The sequence below is a fragment of the Gracilimonas sp. genome, assembly GCF_014762685.1.
Lineage (GTDB): Bacteria > Bacteroidota > Rhodothermia > Balneolales > Balneolaceae > Gracilimonas.
Window position 1 is genome coordinate 31,069 of sequence record NZ_JABURM010000006.1, and the last position, 25,853, is coordinate 56,921.

Annotated in this window: 27 protein-coding genes, 1 tRNA gene and 1 other RNA gene; 16 read left to right on the plus strand and 13 right to left on the minus strand. The window is 42.3% G+C overall.

Annotated features, from left to right (window positions below):
- The first annotated feature begins 107 nt into the window (after window positions 1-107).
- The 7 genes from dnaA to HUJ22_RS09720 all read left to right on the plus strand — a co-directional run bounded on the left by dnaA (window position 108) and on the right by HUJ22_RS09720 (window position 3,993).
- Window positions 108-1,553, plus strand: coding sequence for a chromosomal replication initiator protein DnaA (dnaA, locus tag HUJ22_RS09690; RefSeq protein ID WP_290876713.1), 1,446 nt, complete (start codon window positions 108-110; stop codon window positions 1,551-1,553).
- 3 nt (window positions 1,554-1,556) lie between these two features.
- On the plus strand, window positions 1,557-1,916 hold the full coding sequence (gene folB, locus HUJ22_RS09695; protein WP_290876714.1) for a dihydroneopterin aldolase: 360 nt from the start codon (window positions 1,557-1,559) through the stop codon (window positions 1,914-1,916).
- Window positions 1,904-2,392, plus strand: coding sequence for a 2-amino-4-hydroxy-6-hydroxymethyldihydropteridine diphosphokinase (folK, locus tag HUJ22_RS09700; protein ID WP_290876716.1), 489 nt, complete (start codon window positions 1,904-1,906; stop codon window positions 2,390-2,392). Before folB ends, folK begins: the two co-directional genes overlap by 13 nt.
- A gap of 3 nt (window positions 2,393-2,395) precedes the next feature.
- On the plus strand, window positions 2,396-3,037 hold the full coding sequence (locus tag HUJ22_RS09705) for a deoxynucleoside kinase (RefSeq protein WP_290876718.1): 642 nt from the start codon (window positions 2,396-2,398) through the stop codon (window positions 3,035-3,037).
- Window positions 3,038-3,042: 5 nt separating this feature from the next.
- The gene (locus HUJ22_RS09710) at window positions 3,043-3,237 is read left to right on the plus strand and encodes a hypothetical protein (RefSeq protein WP_290876720.1); all 195 of its coding nucleotides are present in this window, start codon (window positions 3,043-3,045) and stop codon (window positions 3,235-3,237) included.
- A gap of 9 nt (window positions 3,238-3,246) precedes the next feature.
- Entirely contained in the window at window positions 3,247-3,795 is a 549-nt protein-coding gene (locus tag HUJ22_RS09715) for a tetratricopeptide repeat protein (protein WP_290876722.1), read from the plus strand.
- Between the two features lie 114 nt (window positions 3,796-3,909).
- Window positions 3,910-3,993 (plus strand) — tRNA-Leu (locus tag HUJ22_RS09720).
- 61 nt (window positions 3,994-4,054) lie between these two features.
- Here HUJ22_RS09720 and HUJ22_RS09725 read toward each other — a convergent pair.
- Window positions 4,055-4,882, minus strand: coding sequence for a creatininase family protein (locus HUJ22_RS09725; RefSeq protein ID WP_290876724.1), 828 nt, complete (start codon window positions 4,880-4,882; stop codon window positions 4,055-4,057).
- Between the two features lie 27 nt (window positions 4,883-4,909).
- On the minus strand, window positions 4,910-6,862 hold the full coding sequence (locus HUJ22_RS09730) for a glycoside hydrolase family 97 protein (protein WP_290876726.1): 1,953 nt from the start codon (window positions 6,860-6,862) through the stop codon (window positions 4,910-4,912).
- A gap of 251 nt (window positions 6,863-7,113) precedes the next feature.
- Between HUJ22_RS09730 and msrA the strand changes: the two genes are divergently transcribed.
- The 3 genes from msrA to HUJ22_RS09745 all read left to right on the plus strand — a co-directional run bounded on the left by msrA (window position 7,114) and on the right by HUJ22_RS09745 (window position 9,502).
- Window positions 7,114-7,737, plus strand: a complete 624-nt coding sequence (gene msrA, locus HUJ22_RS09735) for a peptide-methionine (S)-S-oxide reductase MsrA (RefSeq protein ID WP_290876728.1) — start codon at window positions 7,114-7,116, stop codon at window positions 7,735-7,737.
- 85 nt (window positions 7,738-7,822) lie between these two features.
- Window positions 7,823-8,923 (plus strand): amidohydrolase family protein, encoded by a 1,101-nt coding sequence (locus HUJ22_RS09740; RefSeq protein WP_290876730.1) that lies wholly within the window; start codon window positions 7,823-7,825, stop codon window positions 8,921-8,923.
- 24 nt (window positions 8,924-8,947) lie between these two features.
- Complete coding sequence (locus HUJ22_RS09745; RefSeq protein ID WP_290876732.1) at window positions 8,948-9,502, plus strand: DUF2911 domain-containing protein; 555 nt, start codon at window positions 8,948-8,950, stop codon at window positions 9,500-9,502.
- A gap of 83 nt (window positions 9,503-9,585) precedes the next feature.
- Here the strand turns inward: HUJ22_RS09745 and ffs are convergent.
- Window positions 9,586-9,686: signal recognition particle sRNA small type (gene ffs, locus HUJ22_RS09750), an RNA gene on the minus strand.
- Window positions 9,687-9,856: 170 nt separating this feature from the next.
- Between ffs and HUJ22_RS09755 the strand changes: the two genes are divergently transcribed.
- Window positions 9,857-10,432 carry a DUF2179 domain-containing protein gene (locus HUJ22_RS09755; RefSeq protein WP_290876734.1) on the plus strand — a complete coding sequence of 192 codons (576 nt, stop codon included), beginning with the start codon at window positions 9,857-9,859 and terminating at the stop codon, window positions 10,430-10,432.
- 66 nt (window positions 10,433-10,498) lie between these two features.
- Here HUJ22_RS09755 and HUJ22_RS09760 read toward each other — a convergent pair whose 3' ends face one another.
- The 7 genes from HUJ22_RS09760 to rpmH form a co-directional block, all read right to left on the minus strand.
- Window positions 10,499-10,918, minus strand: coding sequence for a secondary thiamine-phosphate synthase enzyme YjbQ (locus HUJ22_RS09760; protein WP_290876736.1), 420 nt, complete (start codon window positions 10,916-10,918; stop codon window positions 10,499-10,501).
- A gap of 60 nt (window positions 10,919-10,978) precedes the next feature.
- Entirely contained in the window at window positions 10,979-12,229 is a 1,251-nt protein-coding gene (locus tag HUJ22_RS09765; RefSeq protein WP_290876738.1) for a 4-hydroxy-3-methylbut-2-enyl diphosphate reductase, read from the minus strand.
- A 122-nt stretch (window positions 12,230-12,351) separates the two neighbouring features.
- Window positions 12,352-13,689: an aminopeptidase P family protein gene (locus HUJ22_RS09770; RefSeq protein ID WP_290876740.1), complete on the minus strand. Its 1,338-nt coding sequence runs from the start codon at window positions 13,687-13,689 to the stop codon at window positions 12,352-12,354.
- Window positions 13,690-13,771: 82 nt separating this feature from the next.
- Window positions 13,772-14,686 carry a type I restriction enzyme HsdR N-terminal domain-containing protein gene (locus tag HUJ22_RS09775; protein WP_290876742.1) on the minus strand — a complete coding sequence of 305 codons (915 nt, stop codon included), beginning with the start codon at window positions 14,684-14,686 and terminating at the stop codon, window positions 13,772-13,774.
- Between the two features lie 90 nt (window positions 14,687-14,776).
- On the minus strand, window positions 14,777-16,582 hold the full coding sequence (gene yidC, locus HUJ22_RS09780; RefSeq protein WP_290876744.1) for a membrane protein insertase YidC: 1,806 nt from the start codon (window positions 16,580-16,582) through the stop codon (window positions 14,777-14,779).
- Between the two features lie 12 nt (window positions 16,583-16,594).
- The gene (locus HUJ22_RS09785) at window positions 16,595-17,026 is read right to left on the minus strand and encodes a ribonuclease P protein component (protein WP_290876746.1); all 432 of its coding nucleotides are present in this window, start codon (window positions 17,024-17,026) and stop codon (window positions 16,595-16,597) included.
- Entirely contained in the window at window positions 17,004-17,162 is a 159-nt protein-coding gene (gene rpmH / locus HUJ22_RS09790) for a 50S ribosomal protein L34 (RefSeq protein WP_103664365.1), read from the minus strand. The genes HUJ22_RS09785 and rpmH overlap by 23 nt, the downstream gene beginning before the upstream one ends.
- Before the next feature lie 214 nt (window positions 17,163-17,376).
- Here rpmH and HUJ22_RS09795 point away from each other — a divergent pair, with 214 nt between their 5' ends.
- Complete coding sequence (locus tag HUJ22_RS09795; RefSeq protein WP_290876750.1) at window positions 17,377-18,165, plus strand: hypothetical protein; 789 nt, start codon at window positions 17,377-17,379, stop codon at window positions 18,163-18,165.
- A gap of 156 nt (window positions 18,166-18,321) precedes the next feature.
- Here HUJ22_RS09795 and HUJ22_RS09800 read toward each other — a convergent pair whose 3' ends face one another.
- A complete protein-coding gene (locus HUJ22_RS09800) occupies window positions 18,322-19,779 on the minus strand; it encodes a glycine--tRNA ligase (RefSeq protein WP_290876753.1) in 1,458 nt (485 codons plus the stop codon).
- 227 nt (window positions 19,780-20,006) lie between these two features.
- Between HUJ22_RS09800 and nth the strand changes: the two genes are divergently transcribed.
- Window positions 20,007-20,711, plus strand: a complete 705-nt coding sequence (nth, locus tag HUJ22_RS09805) for an endonuclease III (protein WP_290876755.1) — start codon at window positions 20,007-20,009, stop codon at window positions 20,709-20,711.
- A gap of 59 nt (window positions 20,712-20,770) precedes the next feature.
- Here nth and HUJ22_RS09810 read toward each other — a convergent pair whose 3' ends face one another.
- Window positions 20,771-21,298: a transposase gene (locus HUJ22_RS09810; RefSeq protein ID WP_290876757.1), complete on the minus strand. Its 528-nt coding sequence runs from the start codon at window positions 21,296-21,298 to the stop codon at window positions 20,771-20,773.
- A 114-nt stretch (window positions 21,299-21,412) separates the two neighbouring features.
- Between HUJ22_RS09810 and amrB the strand changes: the two genes are divergently transcribed.
- The gene (gene amrB / locus HUJ22_RS09815; RefSeq protein ID WP_290876759.1) at window positions 21,413-22,669 is read left to right on the plus strand and encodes an AmmeMemoRadiSam system protein B; all 1,257 of its coding nucleotides are present in this window, start codon (window positions 21,413-21,415) and stop codon (window positions 22,667-22,669) included.
- Window positions 22,670-22,801: 132 nt separating this feature from the next.
- Here the strand turns inward: amrB and gldC are convergent, their stop codons facing one another.
- Window positions 22,802-23,131: a gliding motility protein GldC gene (gene gldC / locus HUJ22_RS09820; protein WP_290876761.1), complete on the minus strand. Its 330-nt coding sequence runs from the start codon at window positions 23,129-23,131 to the stop codon at window positions 22,802-22,804.
- A 162-nt stretch (window positions 23,132-23,293) separates the two neighbouring features.
- Between gldC and HUJ22_RS09825 the strand changes: the two genes are divergently transcribed.
- Window positions 23,294-25,264 carry an ABC-F family ATP-binding cassette domain-containing protein gene (locus HUJ22_RS09825; protein ID WP_290876763.1) on the plus strand — a complete coding sequence of 657 codons (1,971 nt, stop codon included), beginning with the start codon at window positions 23,294-23,296 and terminating at the stop codon, window positions 25,262-25,264.
- Window positions 25,261-25,794, plus strand: coding sequence for a hypothetical protein (locus tag HUJ22_RS09830; RefSeq protein ID WP_290876765.1), 534 nt, complete (start codon window positions 25,261-25,263; stop codon window positions 25,792-25,794). Before HUJ22_RS09825 ends, HUJ22_RS09830 begins: the two co-directional genes overlap by 4 nt.
- Window positions 25,795-25,853: the final 59 nt, after the last annotated feature.

Genomic DNA, 25,853 nt, shown 5'->3' on the forward strand with positions numbered 1-25,853 from the left:
CCATTTTCAATTCGGCACAAAGTCAGAATGTAAACTTTGCTTGTGGATAACTGACTTTGGTTTGATCTTACACTTTTAAGCTAATACCGTTAGGGGGATTTGGAAAATTGCACGAGTTATCGGTTGAATCGGCATGGGAAAACTGCCTAGATATTATTAAAGACAACATTAGTTACCAGAAGTACAAATCGTGGTTTGAGCCCATCAAACCGGTATCTCTAAAAGACAACACACTCACTGTTCAGGTGCCCAGTCAATTCTGGTACGAATGGCTTGAAGAGCACTATTATAATATGCTCCGTTCTACGCTCGCAAAAGTACTTGGTCCGGAAGGAAAACTCGAATATTCTATTGTAATGGAAAAATCTGAGCAGTTTGAAAATAACCGCTCGGTTCGCATGCCTCAGCGACCCATGGGCCCTGTACAACCACAGGAATCTAACGGCTATCCGGAATACCATCCGGAGCGGATTGAAAACCCATTTGTGATCCCCGGAATCCGAAAAACAAAAATCGATTCCAACCTTAATAATAATTACGTATTTGAGCGCTTTATTGAGGGTGATTGTAACCGGTTGGCGCGTTCAGCTGCTATGGCTATTGCCGACAATCCCGGAAGCAATTCTTTTAATCCATTTTTTGTGTACGGTCCTACAGGACTTGGAAAAACCCATCTTGTACAAAGTATTGGGAATAAGATTAAAGAGAAGTTCGGTGATGAAAAATCTGTTCTTTATATATCATCAGAAGCTTTCACGAATGAATTTGTTCATGCCATCCGTAATAACCGGGCAAGTGAATTCTCCATGTTTTACCGCAATATTGATGTGCTGATGGTAGATGACATTCAATTCTTCAGTGGTAAGGAAAAAACACAGGAAGAATTTTTTCACATCTTTAATGCCCTGCATCAGGATGGAAAGCAAATTATTTTAAGTAGTGATCGCGCACCTAAAGATGTTCCTGATATTGAAGAACGATTGATCTCACGATTTGGCTGGGGCTTGAGTGCTGACCTTAAAATGCCGGAATACGAAACTCGTTATGCTATCCTGGAACGAAAAGCTAACGACAATGGAATCGAAATTGATCCGCAAATTATTGAGTTTGTAGCACACAACTTCAAGTCTAACGTCCGTGATTTGGAAGGTGCAATCATTAAACTGCTTGCTCACGCCTCCCTTCAGAATATTGATGATATTGATTTGGCTATGGCCAAACGTGTATTAAAAGACATGGTGAAAGACTCCAATACACAAATTTCCATTGAGTCTATCCAAAATTATGTGTGTGACTATTTCGGAATTGATACAAATAAAGTGCGGGAAAAAACCCGGAAACAGGAAATTGTGGAAGCGCGACAAATCGCAATGTATCTCTCGAAAAAATTTACGAAGTCCAGCTTAAAAACTATTGGATTACACTTTGGCGGCCGGGATCACTCTACTGTTATTCACGCTATCTCTACAGTAGAAGAACGTATTTCAACCAGTGCCAAGCACAAACGCATGGTTGAGGAACTCCATCAGCGTATAGAAGTTGCCAGCCTTTAATTCATGGATACCCTCACCATAAAAGGGATGAAGTTCAGGGCATTTCATGGAGTGCATGAACACGAAAAAAAAGAGGGTAATGATTTTGAGGTGGATGTGACTTTTCATGCTGATTTATCTGTTGTCGGGAAATCTGATCAGATATCTGATGCTATTGATTATACCAAGGTTCACGAAATCACATCCGAGATAATGGGCGGTAAATCGGTGGACTTAATTGAACATTTGTGTTTCCGGATTGGTAATGACATCTCCAAGGCTTTCCCCGGAATAGATCAGCTCGAAGTTGCTGTACGAAAATTGAGTCCTCCCCTTTCATCCGAAACGAAATATACCGAAGCGAGGATGTCATGGCCCATGTAGTGATTGCATTGGGCTCAAATCTCAATAATCCTCATCACCAACTTCAGGAAGCAGCTGCTTTTTTGGAGGTAATTTCAAAATCCGAAATAAAAAAATCTTTTATTTATAAATCTGAACCCGTAGGTCCATCAGATAAAGAATTTCTCAATGGAGTCATCTCAATTGAAACCAGTTTACCTGCTGAAGAGCTGTTCGAAAAGCTAAAAACGCAAGAAAAAAAGCAAGGCCGCCCCTCCCGCTATCCAAAATGGACAGCCAGAACCATTGACCTGGATATAATTACCTATGATAACTTGGTCATTGAAACAGATAACCTTATCATTCCTCATCAGGAATACACAAAGCGTTTGTTTGTTCTATTGCCATTAAAAGATGTTTTTCCCAATTGGAAAGATCCCGTTTCCGCTCAGCACGTGGATACATTAATCGAACAAGCGCCGGATCTTGAAATAGATAAAACAACATTGAACTGGTAGCTGATGCCCAACTCCTATGATTTTATTGCAATTGAAGGTGTAATTGGAGCGGGAAAAACCTCGCTTGCTTCCCTTTTGGCTGAGCGGAGAAACGCACGTTTGGTGTTGGAAGAATTTGAAGACAATCCTTTTCTGCCAAAGTTTTATGAAGACCGAGAACGTTATGCTTTTCAAACACAATTGGCCTTTTTAGCCAGTCGTTTTAAACAGCAACAAAATATGATGAGCCAAGACTTGTTTCATCAGTTTACTATTTCCGATTATATCTTTGAAAAGGATCGAATTTTTGCGCGCTTGAATCTTGATCAGGATGAAATGGCCTTATATGATAATATTTTTAATATCATGACAGGTATAGCCGCCCAGCCTGATCTAATCATTTACATACAATCTTCCGTAGACCGCCTCATGGAAAATATCAGAGCCCGGGGCCGAGATTATGAACGGAACATCACTCCTGAGTATCTTAAAGAACTCAACGACGCTTATAATCATTTTTTCCATCACTACAATCGGGCTCCGTTAATTATTTTGAATGCTTCTGAAATAGATTTTGTCAATAATGTAGAGCACTTAACATACATTGAAGAACAGATTTTTAATCAACCCGTTCGTACCAATACACATATTCATATTGCACCCTGAGCACCATGCTTAAGTTTATATTTTTTACCATCATATTTTTCTTTTTGGTGAGATATATCAACCGATTGTTCTTACCTTCCAATAAGCGTCAGAAAAACTTCAACCCGTTTGGCGGCGGGGCACAAAATCGGCGCAGAAATATTGATGAAATTGAAGAAGCGGAATACGAAGACTTATCCAATTCAAATAAAGATAAATAACCATACTCCATGAATTTTGAAGAGAAACTGAATAAAGGTTTTGAATTACTAAGAGAAAAGGACATTGATTATGCGCTGGATGTAGCCAGAGAGCTGCAGAAGGAGCAGCCCGATTCGCATGAAGCATTTTACCTTGAAGCCTTGGTAATGCAACAGCTAAACCAATACGACAAAAGCATAGAGGCAATTGAAAAAGCTTTAGAGCTCGACGATGATAATGCAGCTTATTTCAATCTTCGCGGCAATGTGCGGATGCAGTTAGAGAAACTTGATGAAGCCGAAGAAGATTTTGATAAGGCTATTGAATTGAACGACACATCTGCCGCTCACCGAAATAAGGTGATGTTAATGCTGATGACGAACCGAGGACAGGAAGCTATTCCATACCTCATTGAGCGTATTAAAAAAGATCCTCAGGATGCTGAGAACTGGATTCTTATGGGGGACATGATCAATAAGGGTGGTCAACCGGATAAAGCTCGTACTTATTATGAGCAAGCCTTGAAGATTGACCCTGATAATGATTATGCAAAAAGACAGTTGGAAGAAGAGGGGTGAGAATATTCAACATTAAATGTTGAATTTTTTTGCTGTGATTTTGTTGAAAAGCGTTGAATTTTGAAGGACAAAAGCACTATCTTTGTCGCCCTTCGATTTATCATTTGCTACAATGCTCACGTGGCGGAACTGGTAGACGCGTGCGCTTGAGGGGCGTATGGCCTAACGGCCGTGAAGGTTCGATTCCTTTCGTGAGCACATAAAAATTAAGCCCGTTTCTTATTTAAGAGACGGGCTTTTTTTGTTGATGAACTAAACCTCAATCTCTGAACAATCCGGCCACATCCCATTTTTCGATCACTATTTTGATCAAATTACCGACACGGGTGTTTACTTTCTCAAAATACTCTTCCGCCTGTTTCTGATCAAAAGTAGGGAATCCCTGTCCCGGCTCATACAAACCAATAGATGATGGAAACGGATATGCTGACCACGTGCTCCCACTTGGATATGGGGTCGTCATTTCGGCTCCGGTATATCGTTCAGGGTGAATATGACCGGGTGTAACGGCTTGCATATAAGCTGTCTCGTTATTTCCGGCGTGACCTCCGTTTTCATCAAACACAGCAAAGGTGTCTTCTGATGCCAGACTCCACCAGTTGATAACCATGATGCGGACCTGCAGTTTGTTTGATAATTCAGCTGCAAGATCCTGAAGTACGGCTGTCTGACCACCGCCATGTCCATTCAGTATGATAATATTCTTGAATTCATTTTTATGCAGCCCTTCAAGAATCTCCCCAACAAAAGCACGATACACATCTTCACTCATGGCAAAAGCGCCGGGATAGGCCGCCAATGTCCCCGTCATTCCATAATTCAGTGTTGGAGCTACCATCGCGTTAAGATCAGCTGACAGTTCCCTTGCCATGGCTTCAGGTGCCAGATTATCTGACCCATTCGGGATCACCCCATGTGGCTCCAATGTTCCTGTGGGCAACAAAACCGTCTCTATCTTTTCCGGTACAAACTCCTCAAATTCCAGCCAGTTGATGAGGTTCATTTCACGAGTGGTTGGGGCATCCTGTGCCCGAATATTTCCGATTAGTATTAAAGTGAGTACCAGTATGGATATGATTCTTTTCATGATTATATATATTTCAGATTTAGGTCATCAATTTTTGGGTGCAAATCGTACTGCCACCCCTCCGCCTTTGGCAAGGTTTAATTCCAGAACCGATTCTGAAGTCACCTCTTCGGTGGTTCTTTCCAAAGGATATGGGTTCGTTTTCCAATCGGCATCTTCTCCATCTGCCCAGACTTGGGCTTCGTAGGTTTTACCGGATTCCAGGAAATCGAGTTCAACTTCAAAATCCCGGGCTTTCTCGTTCGTTATCCCACCTAAATACCAGTCCCCGGAATTGCGGTCTTTGCGAACCACCACTACATAATCTCCGATTTCTGCTTTAGGAACCAATGTAGTTTCCCAATCAACCGGCACCGCCTTCACCCACTCAAGGGCAGTGGGATTGGCCTCCAGGTTCTTCACCAAATCCGAAACCATTTGCAATGGACTGTATATTACCACGTACAATGCCAGCTCTTTGGCCAAAGTGTGTTGAACTCGATTGTTGTCAGGGTTTTCGGGCTTGTCTGTAAGTAAAAGGTTGAACACGCCCGGAGTATAATCAAATGGACTAACCAATCCGCGGGTAAATGGCACAATGGTGGTATAGCTCGGTGGGTTTCCTCCATCTACAGACCATGCATTATATTCCTGTCCGCGGGCACCTTCCCGGGTCATCATATTCGGCCAGGTTCTTCGGATGCCTGTATCCTTGATCGGTTCATGCACATTCAACATGATCTTATGCTCGGCTGCTTTCTTCACAATATCCCGGTAATGACGAACCATAAATTGTCCATGATGCCATTCACCGCCTTCCACAAAATCTCCTACGTAACCGGTTTTCACGGCCTCAACCCCGACCTCATTATATAGGTCAAAGGCCTCATCCACCTGTGCTTCATAATTTGAAATTCCCGCCGACGTTTCATGATGCCCGATCAGCTTCACTCCCAAAGAATCAGCATAACGGGTAACTTCTTTTAAATCAAAATCAGGATAAGGCTCAGTGAAACTGAACACATCTCCATTATCGAACCAGCTTCCATCCCAGCCCTGATTCCACCCTTCAACCAAAACCCCGTAAAACCCATGTCTGGCCGTGAAATCCATAAGCTGTTTGGTATATTCGGTAGTGGCACCGTGCATTTCCCCGGATTCCCAGGTTTTGGTTCCAAGGTGCATATCCCACCAAATACCGGTGTATTTGCCCGGTGTGATCCAAGAAGTATCTTCAATTTTGCTCGGTTCATTCAGGTTAAGCATCAAATAATTAGTCATCAGGTCGCCGGCAGTTTCGCCAACGTTTATGATTCTCCAAGGAGATTTATGCGGAGCCGAACCGCGAACTTTATCCCCATTTTTCCAGGGAACCAGATCCACTTCCAGCGAATTATTTCCGTTGTTGGCCACCGTCATGCTTGCAAAATTGGTAAGCGCCGCTTCGTGAATGGAAAGGTGAATTCCATCATCGGTTTTCATGGTAAACGGAGTGTGAACCGTATCGGTTTCAGAAACACGGGTTTCATTAAATAGATGTTCGTACCGATTTAATTGATATGCTCCTATCCACCACCCGGTGTGATCATCCGCCATATTGAATTCCGTAATCTCATCAGTAATCACAAAATCTTGCAATCCTACTTGCTCCGGCCATTCGTATTGGAATCCCAACCCGTCATCAAACACACGGAACGTAATATTCATTTTCTCACCGGACTCATTCTTGGAGAAATAGAGTTTAATTTCTTCGTAATTGTTTCGAATTTCCTTTTGTTCACCCCAGGGCTGTGTCCAGATTTCATCCACTTTAGATGATTCGATATAGTCTAATGTCAAATCTTGACTCAAGTTTGTCTCTTTAAATATTACCCCTAATCTGGATGGAGCTATCAATACTTTATCGTTGTATTTCAAATGATACACCGGTTCTCCTTCTTCAACTTCTACGGTAAGAGAAACATCACCATTTGGCGAAGAAACAACCCCTCCATAATTCATGTTTCCAATCTGTTGTTTTGAAGAACAAGTAATTAAAACCGGGAATAGTATACAGAGTAAAAGTGACTGTGCTTTCATTATCTTCATTTGATTAGTTACCGTTTGGTGGCAAACACCGTTTGGTGGCAAACAATATATAAATGGTATACTTAATTAATGAAAAGAAACGAAAACATTCCCACACTTTGTTTAGAACAATCCTGAAAACAAATCGTTGTTCAATTCAAAATTAACATTTTAAAATAGAGACTATGATAAAATTATTATCGACATTGGGGCTCATATTGAGCTTTGGAACAACTTCATTATTTGCACAACAAACGGAGAATAATTTGGAAAAAGCAACTTTTGGTGCCGGGTGTTTCTGGTGTGTAGAAGCTATCTACGAAATTGTGGAAGGCGTTGAACATGTTGAAGCCGGCTATTCCGGCGGACATGTGGACAACCCCTCCTACAAAGCAGTCACTACAGGGCAAACCGGCCATGCCGAAGTGGCTCGTATCCATTTTGACCCTGAAGTAATCTCGTACGAGGAACTTCTGGAAGTATTATGGCACACGCATAACCCCACCACCTTAAATCGGCAGGGAAATGATGTTGGCCCTCAATACCGCTCTGTGATCTTCTATCATAATGAGGAGCAAAAAGAAATTGCAGAACGGTCGCTCAAAAAAATCGATGAATCTGACCTTTGGGATGATCCCATCGTGACGAAAATCGAGCCACTTGAGAACTATTATGTGGCCGAGAATTATCACCAGAATTATTTTGAGAATAACCCCAATGCCGGTTATTGCTCCGTAGTGATTGCTCCCAAGATTGCTAAGTTTAAGAAGGAGTTTAGCCACTTGTTGACAGAGAACCCCAAATTTTAGAAAAACCGAAGAAGGATTGAGGGCTTTTTCATTTGCCTTACCCTCAGTACATTCATACAGATAAAATTATTGACAATATTCAGGCATGAAAAAATTAGCAGTCCTTTTATTCTCTGTTCTCCTAACTCAAATGCTGATCGCCCAAGAGGCTGATACTACGATGACCTTCGAGGAATATCAACCGGAATCAACGCTGGTGGTTCCGGGTGAGGAAATAACCTCTGCCAAATTCCCGTTTATAGACGTTCACAGTCACTTGTGGAGAATGGCTTCTATGAACCTCACAGAAACCACTGCTGAGATGGATGACCTCAACATGAAAGTGTTGGTGAATTTAAGCGGCCGCTCCGGCGAGACGCTCAAAGCCATGGTAGATGCTGCCCGGGAACAAGCTCCCGGTCGTTTTGTGGTCTTCGCTAACATTGATTTTGATGGAATTGATGAGTCGGGATGGACAGAACGAACCGTCGCACAGCTCCAGGAAGATTATGATAACGGTGCCCGCGGGGTGAAGATATTCAAGAACCTTGGCCTCACTGTTTTGGACTCAGAAGGAAACCGGGTTCAAACGGATGATCCTCGCATCGACCCCGTTTGGGAAAAAGCCGGAGAATTGGGAATTCCCGTTCTCATTCACACCGGAGAACCGGCGGAATTCTGGGAACCGATTGATAATACAAATGAGCGCTGGCTGGAAATGAAGAACTTTCCCGATCGCCACCGTGGTGATTCAACCCGTTACCCAAGCTGGGATGTAGTGATGCAGGAACAATGGAATGTGTTTCGAAAACATCCTGAGACCACCTTCATTAATGCGCACTTTGGCTGGATGGCCAACGATCTTGCAAGGCTTGGCGAGCATCTCGATGAATTCCCGAATGTGTATACCGAAACTGCGGCTATTATCGCTGAACTTGGACGGCAACCGAGATTTGCCAAGGAATTTTTTATCAAATATCAGGACCGGCTTTTATTTGGGAAAGACACCTACCGGCCTAAAGAATATCACACCTATTTCAGAGTTTTGGAAAGTGATGACGAGTATTTTGACTATTTTCGCCGCCGCCATGCTTTTTGGAAAATGTATGGATTGGATTTACCGGATGAAGTGTTAAAGAAAGTGTATTATAAAAATGCCCTTAAAATTATACCGGGCATTGACGAATCCCTGTTTTCAAATAACTAACCAATAATAATAAACCAAGAAACCATGAAGAAGTTAGTACAATTTACGTTTTTAATGGTCTTAGCTGTTTTCTTTGTAGCCGAGACAGCTTTCGCTCAAGAAAGAGGAAATGACAGTGCACGCCCCAGCCCAAACGCTGCTGTTAGTCAAACAATTGGAACTACTGAAGTGACTGTAACTTATGGTCGCCCCGGTATTAAAGGCCGGACCTATTTTGAGGAAGGATCTGATTTAGCTCCTTTAGGATCAATTTGGAGAACCGGCGCTAATGAATCTACCGCTATCACTTTCTCTGATGATGTTAAGGTAGGTGGCAAAGAAGTGGAAGCAGGCACCTACTCCCTATATACTGTTCCCGGAGAGGATGAATGGATCATTGTTTTAAATGACAAACTTTCCTGGGGAACACAGTACGATATCACTCAAGATTATGTACGGGTAACCTCAGATGTAGTGGATAATGAAGCCCCATTAATGGAAAGATTCTCAATCTATTTCGATAATCTCTCCGATACAAGTGCGGATATGAATTTACACTGGGGAACAACAGTGGTAACCGTGCCCATTACCACCGAATAACTTCTTTAAATATCTCTGTAAAACAACAAAGCCCTTCATTCTGTCCGAAGGGCTTTTTTATGATCATATTTTAGAAATAAAAAAATGGGCAAGCGACCTATATCACACCGCTACAACCTAATTACCGCTGCTGCGTTCCCGCCCTGACGGAGTTCAAAGGGAGCTGGCTGTATAGGACTTGCCCAAGGCTTAAAGATAAGGCTTATCACCCTCCACTATCAAGGATTATTTAAATGATTTCTGCATACCGGGCTATTTTATTTTCGGTTTTAAAATTTATTACGGAATCTGCAATTCAAGTATAAAGTGAAATCACATTATTGTTATCTTTGATACTCAAAAATAAAATGAGCCATGCCTGAATTTTCTGAAGTACTTCTGCCCTTAGTTATCTTTTTCGCCCGTATTGCTGATGTTTCGTTGGGAACATTGCGAATTACCATGGTTTCCCGCGGATATAAATGGGAGTCTGCCCTGCTTGGATTTTTCGAAGTGTTGATCTGGGTCATTGTGGTCGCACAGCTGCTTACCAATCTTGATCACTGGGTAAATTATATTGCCTACGCAGCCGGATTTTCAGCCGGTACTTTTATCGGACTTTATATAGAAGACATCATGAAAGTCGGGACTGTTTTGGTTCGGATCATCACCCTGCACAAATCTGAAGAACTGATAGAGGCCCTTAAAGAATCCGGAGTTGCCGTCACCAGTATAGATGCGAAAGGTGGTTTTAACGACGTGAAAGTAATTTTTACCGTCATGAAAAGACGAAAGCTGAATAAGGTATTTGAAATTGTGAAAGAGATAGACCCGGAAGCTTTCTTTTCAACCGAAGATGTTAAATACTCAAATAAACACCACGATCATCTTTCTCCTGCTGAAAACCGAAGCCCGGTAGACCGGTTACTAAGAATTAGGAAGGGGTTATGAGCGGTAGAAATATGAACGAAGTTTAGCCCACAAAGCGGATCTGTAGAGCTTCATAAAACCTTGATTTTATTCTCCCGTTAACGTAACCACAAGCTTCCTTGAACCACCATGATTCCGGTGTTCACACAAATAAACCCCTTGCCAGGTTCCTAGATTGAAGCGGCCATTAGTAATTGGAATAGAAACTGATGAACCAAGCAGCGAACTTTTGATGTGAGAAGTCATATCATCGGTTCCCTCTAGAGTGTGTTCATAGAGCGATGTATCTTCCGGAACAGCCCGATTGAAATGAGATTCAAAATCCCGGCGTACCGACGGGTCAGCATTTTCGTTAATAGTCAATCCCGCACTGGTATGTTGAATAAAGATATGAGCCAGCCCGGTTTCAATATTTTTAATCTCAGGAATTTCCCGAAGAATCTCATCAGTGATAATATGATAACCGCGGGATTTGGGCGAAAGCTTAATTTCTTTTTGAATCCACATTTCGTCGTTATTGATTATTCGTTGATTCGTTAAGGATGCTCCGATAACGGTTTCAAAAGATCAAGCTTCTTCCGCTTCCAGCTTTTCCTCGAACGGAGAGATAACTTCATCCACTTCCCTGGTTCCCTCAAAATATTCCAACACCTGAAGCAACACCTCGTCTACCAAAATATCGGGACAGGAAGCCCCGGAGGTAAGAGCAATTTTTAGAGGGGTATCGGATTTCGGTAACCAGCTTTTAGTTTCTTTCATCTCCTTATCCCATTGATTGAAATGCAGAATGGTTGATTCCGATAATTCTCCCGCATCCCGGACATGGTAGGTTGGGAATTTGTGCTCCAGGATTTCAACCAGGTGCATGGTGTTTGAGGAGTTATATCCTCCCACCACTAAGGCTAAATCCGCATCTGTTTCAGCTAAAGCGAGCGTAGCTGATTGATTCTCGTTAGTGGCATAGCAAAGTGTATCAGAAGTATCTGCGAAATGATCCAAAATATTTGCTTCTCCATAACGCTTGATAGCCGCTTCGCGAAGAATTTCCATCACTTCCTGAGTTTCCGTTGCCAGCATGGTAGTTTGATTGATCACCCCAAACCGCTCCATGTCTTCCAGCGGATTGAATTCGGGTGTTGACTTATGTCCAAAATACTTTTCAAAATCAGAAAGCGGGCGTTCTTCTGTTAAAATATCAGCTAAAATCCGTGCCTCTTCAGGATTCAGTACCACAACTACTTCTGAATGATCTGCACTGTGTGAAAATGTAGCTCGGGTTTCTTCGTGTTGATGCTTCCCATGCACCACCAAACTATAATCTTTTTTACCGAGCTGCTTCCCTCTCTTCCATACCTTCTCTACAAACGGACACGTGGTATTGTACTGATACGGATCAATTCCGACCTCTTTCAGCTGTTCCTGGATTTCAAGGGTAGTTCCAAAGGCCGGAACAATTACAATGTCATCTGAGCTCAGAGTTGAAATAGGAATTCGTTCACTGCCATCGGTATCGAATAAAAACTTCACTCCTTTTTTGAGCAAATCTTCATTTACGGTGGGATTGTGAATCATCTCACTGAGGAGATAAATATTCTTGTCCGGATTTTCTTCAACCGTCCGGTAGGCAATATCGATCGCATTCTCTACTCCATAACAAAACCCAAAAAAGCGGGGTATGTAGAATTTTACCGGACCAAAATCGAGCAGTGTTGGCTCGAGATCTTTTTTCATTGGATCAATGATCTTCGTCGCCTCTTTCACCTTCCGGATAATAGGCGACTGATACATCTCGGGGATATCGAATTTCTTACGTGCCAATGTTCGTTATTTGTTTATTTCGTTATTCGTTGAATCGTTAATCCTTTAATCGATTTCGGGTTCTTTCAAGCAATTACTCTTGGATTTATTTAAGTAACCAATATATCCATTAACAAGTTTGATCATCCCTTGATCAATTTTTCGATCTCCGTCCGTCCCTTGGGAACATCCGTCAGGTTCTCATACCCATCTTCGGTAACAACAATATTATCCTCAATTCTAATTCCGCCGAAGTCAAACATCTTGGTGAGCTTATCCACATTCAAAAGCTTGGATTTATTCTCATCTTCAATAGCCGGAATCAAAAGTGCGGGAACAAAATACACACCGGGCTCTATGGTAACCACCATCCCGGGTTGAAGGTCGCGACGTACGCGCAGGAATTTAATGCCCGGACGGTCAATACGTTCAACACCTTTGGGATAGCCCCCTACATCGTGTGTATCCAAGCCAAGAAAATGGCCCAATCCATGAGGGAAAAACAGAGCGAAAATGTCATTTTCCATCAGCTCATCTACCGAGCCTTTAACTAGATTAATTTCTTTCAGTCCCTCCATGATGATTCGGGCAGCATGCAGGTGAAGGTCCTCCATTTTTACACCGGGTTCTACTTTCTCGATAGAAGTATTGAGTGCATTCAATACCGCATCATATACTCCGGCCTGGATATCTGTAAATTTCCCATTAGCCGGATAAGTTCGGGTAATATCGGATGCATACCCCTTATATTCGTGCCCGGCATCTAAAAGAAACAGGTCACCCTCCTTAATTTTGCTGGTATTTTCAACATAGTGAAGGATTGCACTGTTTTTTCCGCCGGCAAAAATTCCGTTATAGGCATCTTGTTGCAGTCCATGTTCATACTGAATCTTGGTGAATAATGCCTTCAATTCATACTCATACATTCCCGGCTTAATCGCTTTCATTACTTCGGTATGTGCCAGGTTATTCACTTTGGCAGCCTTTCGCATGTATTCGAGTTCTTCATCAGTTTTAAGCACGCGGCAGTAGGTAAGAGCATCACTCAACGTTTCAATATCAGCCTCAAAGCCACGATCCAGATCTTCAATAAGCTCGGCATCTACATCATTGAGGCAATACACCTTATTCGGCTTGATCTCATTCATTACCGTAAGAATCTCGTTGGTATAGTGAAGGTGATCAGGCTGATATTGTTTCTGCCATGCTTCCTGAGATTTCACATATCCGTGCCAAACTGCAAACTGTGCATCTCTCTTGGGAACGAACAGGTGATATTCCTCCGTCTTCAGGTCCAGGATTAATGCACATTCAGGTTCGTTTACACCGGTCAAATACCAAAAATTTGACTCCTGCCGGAATGGATATTCATAATCCGTTTCATCCCGATACAGGATCTCAGAACCTTGGATAAAAACGGCGCCTTGTTGTCCGTCATCAAATAATGAGAATAGCTTTTCGCGGTGTTTTTGGTGCATCATCGGAACAAATAATAAAAAGGTTAAGAATGATTTTTACGCCCTGAAGGATACTGAAATACCGAATGAATATCGACCTGACGGTTCAGGAATGTTTAAGGAGAAGCTTATAAAAATCCGAAGCCAGGTCCGTAATTTTTTTAGTGAAATTAAACCCTGTTTTCCTGGAAAGATCCACTTCAAAAGTTCCTGTACCTGAATGAATTTCCGTATTTACTTTCTCACCCTCAGCAATCAAATCGATAGAGGAACTGAAGAACGCCGTATTCGCACCATTTTGATTCAGCACTGTATTCAGCCGGGTTCCTCCAAAAGGATTTGCCGAGCTGCTTACAGCTACTTTTACGTTTTCCTGCAATCCAAAAATCCGATAATAATGTCCCAATGCAAATTCAGGAGAGTAATCATCGAATTTTAAAAACTTAATGGGCTGATGCGAATTCCCAAATAGCTCCTTACAAGAGTTCGTTGCAAAAGCTCTGGCTTCCGGGGGCAATTTCTCACCGATAAACCCTCTCTCTCCCCAATAGCGAAAATTATTTTCAACCTTATTTTTAATCTGAAAAGGAGCCGGTACTTCTTGCAGATGCTTTACCTCCCCCTTCTTAGTTTCAAACCAAAAATCTAAAACTCCGTTACTTACCAATACATACGGAGCTCCCACTTTTTGATTATACCGTGCTACCTGAATTGCCGCCTTTTCATCCAGCTTCACTTCGGGTGCCTTACACTCAACCAGCAACAGCGGCTTGAAATCATTGTCGTAACAAATAATATCGGTACGGGAGGAGGATTTATCACCTTCCAGTTTAACCGGGCTCTCAAAAGAAATACGATGTGCAGAAAAACCGGCTTCTAAAACCAGGTAGTCGATGAGCGCAAGCCGCACTCTCTCCTCAGGAAGATTAACAAACGTCTTCTTGAGAATAGGATTCCACAAACGTTTTTGTCCGTCCCGAAATCGAAATTGAGGGAAATGTGAAAGGGCTTTGCTGAGCAAGGAATATTTATTTAGTTGAAAAGTGGATAAGGTAATAAAGTAGCATTCTATTTTAAACCCTAATTACCTTCTCCCCTTAATCCCTAAAACCTAAACTTTAGCAACTTCTTTTCCTTCTTTATCCCCATGCAAACTGCGCTTGATGAAGAACTGCTGGATAATAGACAGCACATTAAAGATGAGGTAATACAAACTCAATCCGGCAGCAAAGTTGTTAAATATGAACAACAACATAACAGGGAAAATGTATTGCAGCATTTTCATCTGACCGGCCATAGGACTGCTCCCGCCACCGCCGCTCATTCCCCCGGTTAGTTTACTTTGAACCATCATAGCGGCCGTCATCAATAATACAAATCCGGCGATTTGGTCGCCCAAAAATGGGATACTGAATGGCAGACTTAAAATGTAATCCGGGGCAGAAAGATCCATCGCCCACAAGAATTCCTCTTGACGTATCAAAATAGAGTTTTGGAAATAACGCCAAAGTGTAATCAAAATCGGGAATTGCAGTAAGTTCGGCAAACAGCCGCCAAGGGGATTCACCTTGTTTTTACGATACAAATCCATCGTAGCTTTTTGCTGCTTCTGCGGATTGTCTTTATATTTTTCCTGAATTTCCTTCATTTGTGGCTGAAGCTCACCCATTGCAGCCATGCTCTTGTAACTTTTGTAAGTAAGCGGCGAGAGCACCAGTTTTACCAAGGAAGCAAATACAATAATTATAATTCCAAAATTAGAGGTAAATCCTGAAAGAAATTCAAAAAACGGAATAACCATCCATCTAACAAAAGGATCTGAAAACCATCGCAACCAACTCCAGCCCACATCTACCATGTCATAGGCATGGTCATCAACCTGAGTAATTTCACGATACTTCATCGGCCCTACATACAAACGGAACGAAGTCGATCCGGCATCATCAAGATCTGTACGAATAGAAGCTGTATATCTGTGTTCTGTATTTGGATTATCCGAGGCTCCCGTCACCTCACCGGTCAACAATGCCGCATCAGTGGGAGACAGCGGCTTAATTAACTGCGTGAAAAATTTCGTTTTTGTAGCCGCCCAGTCAATATTTCCATTAATGGTAAGTTCATCACGTCCGGCTTCATCCAGCTTAAACTTCTCAAGTTCTCCACCGGCATAAACATAAGCTGCTGTTTCAAGTGCATCCTGGGTTGGGTCTTTTTCCGTGAAATTAAGGGGAGCCGTCCATCCGAAATCTATGGTTCCTCCAACTACATAATCCCGAAGTCCTTTGAATTGAACATCCGCATCAATTTCATAATTGTCGCCATTCAGTAAGTAAGTAATGATTACTTCCCGTCCATCCTCAAGCTCCAGCTCATAGCGTATCTCCCGCTGTTCTCCGGAAGCAATGCGCATTGAAGAACCTGATGTAACCTGGCGAAACAGAATATTCTGTGTTTCTACGTTATAATTATCTGTAGAAAGAAACCCGATATTGTAAGCTGAACGAGTGGTATCATTAATGAGCTGAACCGGCCGGGCATCCCAGGTGTCATATTCATTCAACAGAAAAGAATTTGGACCTGCTCCCCGATTGGTAAAGGTAACGGTATAGAGCGGGGTGGTTACCTCAATTTCAGTCTGCTCAGTAATCTGGCTGTTCGCAAATAAACCTCTTACCTCAGGAATCTCATCTACGTCTTCACTTATAGTCGGCTCTCTTCGTTCCTGCTCTTCAGACTCATCACCCAGCTCATCTAAGGAATCCTGCTGATTATTTTGTTCTATCTGCGCAAGGCTGTCCTGAATAGCCCTTTCCTGACGCTGTTGTGCTAATTCTTCTTCCGAAGGCATGGTAAAGTAAAACCATCCCAGCATTAGGAAAAATATTAAAACAAATCCGGTAGCTGTATTCTTATCCAAAAGTAGTGCGTTTTAAGAGGGTGAATTTTTTGACAATAATCGTTCGCGCAGCTGTTCCAACAATGAGATCACTTCATTTTGAACCATTTCAAAGGTGAGGTCTGAGCGCTTTGCCACAAAAGCATAGTGCAATCCTATTTCAGCAATTGTGGGCAATTCAGTTATGATATGTTGATTAAGACGGTAAGCTTCACGCAACAATCGCTTGGTTCTGATACGCTGCACAGCTTTACCGATTTTTTTAGGAGCTATAAAGCCAACAAGGATTTTCTTGTCAGCATTAGGATAGGTGGCGTAGCGAAGGTTCAAATTGGGTGATTTGAGTATTGAGGAACTCGAAAACAGCCCCTCAAAATTTCGCCTGCCACGTAAAATGTGTGACTTAGGTAACGTAAATCTACGTTCAGGAGAATCCGTAAGGTTACTTAGCTCCTTTTCTCTCATCACTGACGGTTAGCTTATGACGGCCTTTCTTGCGACGGCTCGCAATGGTTTTACGTCCGTTTTTGCTAGACATGCGTTCGCGAAAACCATGCTTGTTTTTGCGCTTCTTATTACTTGGTTGATACGTGCGTTTCATGAATCAGGATATTTTATGCGTTCAATTTCTCATCCGAAAAAGGCTTTAAATATAAAGAGAATCTCCGAAAAAACAGAACTAAAATTTACCCCTTATCACCTTTTATGAACCAATTGATTTATTTTGCCTTTAAAATATATTTATATGTGCGGAGTTTTAAGTATATGGTGCCTGTAAGTAACTAATTCATTATAAGTTAATAAACCGCTTAAGTATGCTTGCAAGAAGATTTAAACTTTATTTCTATGCTGCTTTTTTTCTTTTTTTAGGATTTCCTGAAGGAATAAAAGCGCAGGATTCGATAACAAAAGATTCTTTACTTCAAACAGCCGGAGAATATTTTAGTGGGGCCAGGGAAAAGGAAGCCCTGGATACATACCTGAAAATACTTGAGCTCGAGAAAAATAATTTTGAGGCGTTATGGCATACCAGCCTGTTGTATGCACGCATTGGGTTTCGCAAGGATGCTCGAGAACAGAAAGAAGAGTATTATCAAAAAGCTTTCGAATATGCGGAACAAACACTGGAAGAATATCCTGATAAAGGCCATGCTCACTTTGTTTACGCCGTGGCCAATGGAAGAATTTCCGACATCTCTAGAACTCAAGTTCGTATTGAGAAATCTCACATTATAAAAAAACATGCTGAAAAAACTTTGGAAATGATTCCTGATTATGCCCCTGCCTGGCATTTACTTGGCATCTGGAATAGTGAAATTTCCAATGTTGGATCGGCACAAAAAATGGCAGCTGGAGTTTTTTCCAAAGGATTACCGGAAGGAGCTTCTAACAGCAAAGCCGAAGAGTATATTCTAAAAGCCATTGAACTGGATCCTGATCAAACTTTACGGTTTAAACTGGATTTGGCACGCCATTATAACCGGGCAGGCGAAACTGAAAAAGCCATTCAAATTCTGGAAGAAATCATCGACATAAAACCTCAAAATGAGATTGACGAATGGAATTTAGAGCGGGCTAGAGAATTGCTTGAAGAACTTTCCTGAATAACTCCACTTCGAGATAAATCTAAAAAACCTGCGAGCGTCCTTCGGTCCTCGCAGCGTTCGGTATAGTATAAAATTATAAATTTGACCATCACAACGCTTGGAGGACCTGTCGGACGCTCCAAGGTTGATCCTAAGATGATTTGAATCCGATAACTATTCCGGCTTCCAGTTCTTCATTCCGTCTCTTACAACATCAGCAATCTTAGAAACCGGTATTCTCTCCTGACTCATGTCATCACGATATCGTATGGTTACCGTATTCTCACCTTCTGATTCCACCCCGTCAAAATCAACGGTAATGCAGAATGGGGTTCCTGCTTCATCCAGCCTGCGGTAGCGTTTACCGATGGATCCTGAGTCATCATACATCACAGAAAACTCTTCCCGAAGATCTTCTTCAATCTGGTGTGCAAGATCCTGCAGCTTGTCTTTCTTGATGAGCGGAAAAATACCAACCTGGACGGGAGCCAGTTTCGGATTCATTTTCAATACCACACGGGTATCGCCTTCTACTTCCTCTTCGCGATAGGCATCACAAAGTACCATTAAGGTCAGCCGGTCGAGTCCAACGGAAGTTTCGATTACATAAGGCACAAAACGCTCCTGATTCTTCTGATCGAAATAATCCATTTTCTTACCGGAAAACTCGGCATGCTGGCTCAGATCAAAATCGGTGCGATTATGAATTCCTTCCACTTCCTGCCAGCCAATGGGGTATTTATATTGAATGTCGGCTGCGGCTCGGGCGTAATGTGCGAGCTTATCTTCGGGATGCGGAGCCGTTCTCAGGTTCTCCTCTCGGATTCCCATTTTTTTGTGCCACTCAAGGCGTTTTTCCAGCCACTTCTCGTATTCGGCTTCGTCAGTTCCGGGCTTCACAAAATATTGCATTTCCATCTGCTCAAATTCCCGCATGCGGAATACAAACTGCCGCGCCACCACCTCATTCCGAAAGGCTTTCCCGGTTTGTGCAATTCCAAACGGAACCTGAACACGCGCCGTATCCAGCACATTCTTGTAGTTCACAAATATTCCCTGTGCCGTTTCGGGCCGCAAATACACGCCTTCTTCTTCGGTGGAAGTGGAACCAAACTGTGTCTTGAACATGAGGTTAAACTGGCGCACTTCCGTCCAGTCGAATGCGCCGGACTCGGGGGCACGGATTTCATTTTCCATGATAATCTCGTACAGATCTTCCGTCAGACTTTTGCGTGAACCACAGGAGTCCAGTTTTTCCTGAATGGCATTCGCTTCTTCATGCTTCTCATTTTTTCGCAGCTTCTCAATATGCTGCTCGATAATCATATCCGCACGATAGCGTTTTTTGGACTGCTTGTCGTCAATCATCGGGTCGTTGAATCCACCCACGTGACCGCTGGCCTCCCACACCTTTGGGTGCATAAAAATAGCGGCATCAATACCCACAATGTTATCATGGCGACGGGTCATCTCGGTCCACCATGCATCGCGGATATTTCGTTTCAATTCTACACCGAGGGGGCCGTAATCGTATACGGCACTGAGTCCGCCATAAATCTCCGACGATTGAAAGATGAATCCACGCGCTTTCGCCAGTGATACAATTTTATCCAGGTTGTCCAAATTCGACATGTGTGAGTATGATGTTTACAATTCAAAATTCGTTGAGCGCCAAAGATAAGGAAAATTTTAAGTGAGATAATTTTAAATGTTAAATAACCTCCATTCATTTAACATTTAAAATTAAGCATTAAACAAATATGCGTATCTATCCACAAAATCATACCTTCAGACCCACTGATAACTGTTGACTGCTAACTGCTAACTGCTAACTGCTAACTGCTAACTGCTAACTGAGCATGGCGAAAGAGAAAAACAAGCTTCCGAAACTCCCAAAGAAATCAAAAAAACAGAAAGAGCGGGCGCTGGAAATACTGAATGAACTTTATAAGCATTATCCTAATCCGCATTGCGAGTTAAATCATCGAAACCCTTTTGAACTCCTCATCGCCACTATTTTGAGTGCACAGTGTACCGATGTCCGGGTAAATAAAACCACTCCGGCCCTGTTCGAAACTTATCCCACTCCGGAATTAATGAAAGATGCTCCTTTGGAGGAACTGGAAGAACTGGTTAAATCTACCGGGTTTTATCGAAACAAAGCAAAGTCACTCAAGGAAACCTCACGTATTTTGGTTGAGGAATTTGACGGAAAAGTCCCAAAAAGTATGGAAGATCTTTTGAAACTGAGAGGTGCCGCCCGAAAAACTGCCAATGTGGTATTGGGAAATGCCTTTGGGATTAATGTAGGTGTGGTGGTAGATACACATGTGAAGCGTTTTGCCAATCGATTTGATCTAACCAAAGAGAAAAAGAACACCAATAAAATCGAAAAAGACCTGATGGCATTATTCCCACGCGAAAGTTGGACGGATTTATCCCATTTGATAATCCATCATGGCCGCGGCCCCTGTAAAGCCCGAATTTCGGAAGCGCCGGATCACCCCCTCTGCAAGAATTACGGTATTAATTGCAAATGCCAGAAGATGAGGGCAAACAATTAACCCGATTATTGTAGGGGCGAATCGCATTCGCTTTTTGTTATAAACCTGTAAAAATAGTTTTATCTGCAATATCTGTCTTTATCCCATAACCCGGGATTCATATCAATGTATTCCGTGATTTTATTTAGTGATTCCTGATCACGGATGATATGTTCATAGTAATTTCTCTGCCAAATTTTTGGCAGAGATGTTTTCCGTATTTGATTAATCTGTCTGGTAACCGTTGATTTATAGCCTCTAACGATCGCTCCAACAGAATTCGACGGCGATTTAAAAACCCGGGGGAGGGGCAAATCGCTATACGCCCCTACGGTTTTTTCGGCATCTGCTATCTGAAATACAGCATGCATGTGATTTGGCATTATTACAAAACTACCCAGTTTAATATTTGATCGGATATTCTCTGTATTCATCCATTTCCTTTTTGCAACTTCGCCATAATGGTTTAAAATCATATGGCCATTAAAAATCTCTCCAAATATATGACGCATTTTGTGGGTACAGATCGTTATGAAATAGAATCCCGGTTGCGCATAATCATAGTATTGCAGACGAATTGATTTTCGGTTACGTTTGTAGAAATTCATTTTTTAATCATTTAGTACATTGGGCGAATGCGATTCGCCCCTACGTTTAATATTTTGATCTCTTCATACTGTTAGAGCCAAATCAAACCTATTCCTTACAAACTATTTTCTACCGTGCCTAAAAAACCTGATACCATTTTTTCATCCTACACCGATCCCATTCCGCCTTTGCGGTTTGATGTGCAGATCATTCCCATCAAACAAGACGGACAAACCTATTTGTATTTCCAGGATCAGTACGGATATGCTACAGCCAATTTTGCAGTACCTTATTCGGCCCAAACTATTTTTTCGTTATTTGATGGGTCACGAAGTGTCGAGGACATTCTGAAATTCAGCAGCAATGGTGTCACCAAAGAACAGATTCTGGAGTATGTTCAATTTTTGGATGAGAACGCCCTGCTTCATTCTCAGTATTTTCGAGAACATGCTGAGAAAGCAGAAGCCGAATATGAACAATCCGATATTCACCATTCCATCACTGCCGGACTTTCCTACCCCGATGACCCCAAAGAAATGGAGCATTTCCTGAATGAGGCTTTTGAAAAATTACCGACTTCGGATCCGGTTCAAACCGCAAAAGCATTGTATGCTCCCCACATCGACCTGCGATTTGGACTGAACAGCTATGTGAAGGCATTCTCTTCCATTAAAGATTTAAAACCTAAACGAGTAGTAATGCTGGCTACTTCACACTACTCAGGCTTGTATCCGGATATATATGAAGAGCGACCCTTTGTCCTCTCCCGTAAAGATTTTGTAATGGTGAACGGACCGGTAAAGTCTGGCCAAAAGGGGATTGAAAAACTTTCTGCACACCTAGGTAACGATCAGGAAAGCTACGGGGTAACTTTTCAAGATCGTGCACACCGGATAGAACACAGTATTGAATTACATCTTATTTTTCTAAACCATCTTTGGGAACATGAATTTGAAATCATCCCCATCCTGGTTGGGAGCCTGGATGAATTGTTTTACAAAGCTGATGGATTTCAGGGGCAGCAAGTTGAGAACTTTACCGGGCTATTGAATGAAGTTTTTGGGAATGATAAAGAGACCTTCTTTTTGATCAGTGGTGATCTGGCCCATGTTGGGAAAAAGTTCGGGGATCAAAAACCGGCAAAAGAATTATTTGAGGAGGTTCGAAATTTTGATGAAGCATTTTTGGATTACGGCGCACAAGGAAATTCCGAGGAACTGCTGAATTTAATGAGCCAAAAATACGACCCTTACAGGACTTGTGGCTATCCCCCGCTTTTTTCTTTTCTCAAATCATTTCCAAACTCAAAAGGAGAAATTCTAACCTACGATATTTGGGATGAAGAAGAATGCGAAAGCGGAGTAAGCTTCGGCTCTATATTGTACCGGTGATCATTTTGCCAATGCCAATATTTAAATTCCCGTCTGCGCGGGAATGACCGCAGGAGAGTTTTTGTCATGCTTCCACCTCTCCTGATTCAAACAGTTCTCCCTTTGATGTTCCTTGTTGGATATTCGATGTTCTTACTCTTTTATCTCCATTTTCTCTGCAAAATAATCACAGAAATCTCTCATATCACCGGCAATACGTTCGTCGTCTATAGAACTTTGGAGGGTATTGGCCATCGTTACCAATGTTTGATGGAAAAAAATCTTCATTTCATCCACTGTCATATCACGTGTCCAAAGATCCAGTTTCAAAGTATCTTTATTATGGGAATCCCAGAATGACAGCAGCATTGCCCGGCAATTAACGGCATCTACATTGGGCATATCATCCGCTTTGAAGGCGATGTTATTGGCCACGTTTTGGTCGTCTAATTCTACGGTGATCTTAATATTTTTTTTCTGCATTGGGTGCTCTTTTTTTGAATTCTCTCAAAACTAAGGGTTTTTGGTGTGAATTCATTTTCGTGTTTTAGAATTTTCAATAGAAACCTCACGATTAATTTCATACCGCATCCAATTAATCCATATTTTTAGTCCTTCACTTTTCATAAAGATATTCATCAAACGTTGTTAGCACTCGAAAACATTACTTTGCATTTAGGCGACCGCGAACTTCTCGACGGCGTCAGTACGTTCATCAATCCCGGAGAACGCATTGGACTGGTAGGTCCGAATGGAGCCGGAAAATCTACCTTGCTCAAGATCATTATGGGCATTCAGGAAGCCGATGAAGGAACTATTGCGCTTGCTAACGAGGAAACACTGGGGTATCTCCCACAGGATGGGGTTGATCCGGATTTCACCCTTACGGTTCTGGAAGAAGTGGAAACGGCCTTTTCTGAATTATTCGACTTGGAAATGAAGGTAAAGGGCATTCAGGAAAAGTTATCTCAGGTAGATCCGCAAGGCAAAGAATATGAAAAGCTGATGGAGCGTTACGGTGTTTTACAGACTGAGTTGGAATCGTCCGGATTGTATGAGTTGCGCTCGGAGGTAGAAAAGGTGCTCATGGGACTTGGCTTTAGCAACGAAGATTTTCACCGAAATACGTCCGAATTTAGCGGAGGCTGGCTGATGAGAATTGCCCTGGCCAAGTTGTTGCTTAAACGTCCTACCTATCTCCTTTTGGATGAGCCGACCAACCATCTCGATATCGAATCGCTTCAATGGATGGAGAACTTTCTGAATAGTTATGAAGGAGCTGTAGTGGTAGTTTCCCACGATAAGGCTTTTCTGGATACCATTACCACCCGCACGCTGGCTTTACGCAGTGGCGAAATCAGTGATTATGCGGGTAATTATTCATTCTATGAGAAAAAATGGGAGGAAGAACGCGAACTGCTTTTGAATGCGCAGAAAAATCAAGAGAAGCAGATTAAAGAAACCCAGGAATTTATTGACCGGTTTCGCTATAAAGCCAGCAAAGCACGTCAGGTGCAAAGCCGGGTTAAGCAACTGGAAAAAATGGAGCGCATCAAAGTTGAAGATGAGCAGAGTAAAGTTTCTTTTCGCTTCCCCGAACCGCCCCGCAGCGGACAAGTAGTGATGAAACTTGAAAATCTGCACAAAAGTTACGGTGAGCACCAGGTATTTTCGGGTATTGATTATGAAATTGAACGCGGGGATAAAATCGCGATCGTGGGGCCGAATGGTGCCGGAAAATCAACTCTGATTCGGATTTTGGCCGGTAATGAACCCTTTCAAAAAGGTAACCGGATTGAAGGTCACAATGTCACCGTAAATTATTTTGCCCAGCATCAAGCTGATGAACTTGACCCAAAACGCGATGCCCTCGAAACCTTGCATGATGCCGGCTCAGGTGAAAAAGAAAGCAGGCTCAGAACCATTCTCGGATGTTTCCTTTTCCAGGGAGATGACGTGTTTAAAAAAGTAAAGGTGCTTTCCGGAGGAGAAAAAAGTCGCCTGGCCTTGGCAAAAATGTTGCTCTCGCCTGCCAATCTTTTGATTTTTGATGAGCCCACCAATCACCTGGATATGAGCAGTAAGAATATCTTGCAGCAGGCCATTCAGCAATATGAAGGGACGTGTTTGATTGTATCTCACGACCGGGCTTTCCTTGATCCGATTGTAAATAAAGTGTTGGAAGTACAACCGGGGTACATCAAAACTTATCTCGGAAACGTATCTTATTATCTGACCCGCAAAAAAGAGGAATCGGAGGCGGATACAGCCGAGCCTTCACCCCAAAAGGAAAATGAGTCTGAGAATAGCCAGTTCTCCAGAAAGGAACAAAGGCGTATTGAGGCCGAAAAAAGGAATGAATTGAGCCGTCGCACAAAGCCTATTCGAAAGAATATTGAAGCTTTGGAAAAAGAAATTGAAGAAAAAGAGCTTCGTAAAGAAGAAATTGAGGAACTCATGGCAAAACCCGATTTTTACGATGATCCGGAAAAAGTAAAAAAATTCTCATTAGAATATGACCAACTCAAAGCCGACCTTACGGACCGATATTCCAAGTGGGAAGAGTATCAAAACCGAATGGAAGTAATTGAGGATGAATTGAAAGCAGACAGTTGAGATATAGCATTTACATATCGTTTTTTTTGGCATTGCTTGTTGCAGCCTGTTCGTCCCCACAGAAGGCTGTTCATGATTCGAGATCTTCGATTGAGCAAACAGCCACTCCCAATGAATGGATTTCTTTGAATATCAATGAGGCGGTATATTTTAAGTTTGAGAAGTATGAAACTGAATGGTCCGGAGAGCTTACGGTTTATACGCTGAATGCAGATGGACAAAAAGTGGTGCAATCCGAATACATATCTGCCCAAGACAGCTCCTGGAATGAGTTTGACCTTTTTGTAGATTTTCTGAACATCTATGAAATCCCTCCACAATATGAGATTGACGGTTGGGTTCCGGACTCAGGTCAGCTCCCCCGGCGAGTGTATAGTTTTGAAGTTTATGACGGAGATACCGCACATTCTTTTTCTTATCAAGATCCGGAAAAGGGTATTCGTGATTTTTGGCAAGCCCAAAATCTGCTTACTTTTATAACATTTGTGCAAAATGATTTACGGTGGGTTGAAAAGAAGAACATCGAATAATGAACATTCAACATTAAATGTTGAAGTTATTATAGATTCTTCAAACTTGCCCTCATTCA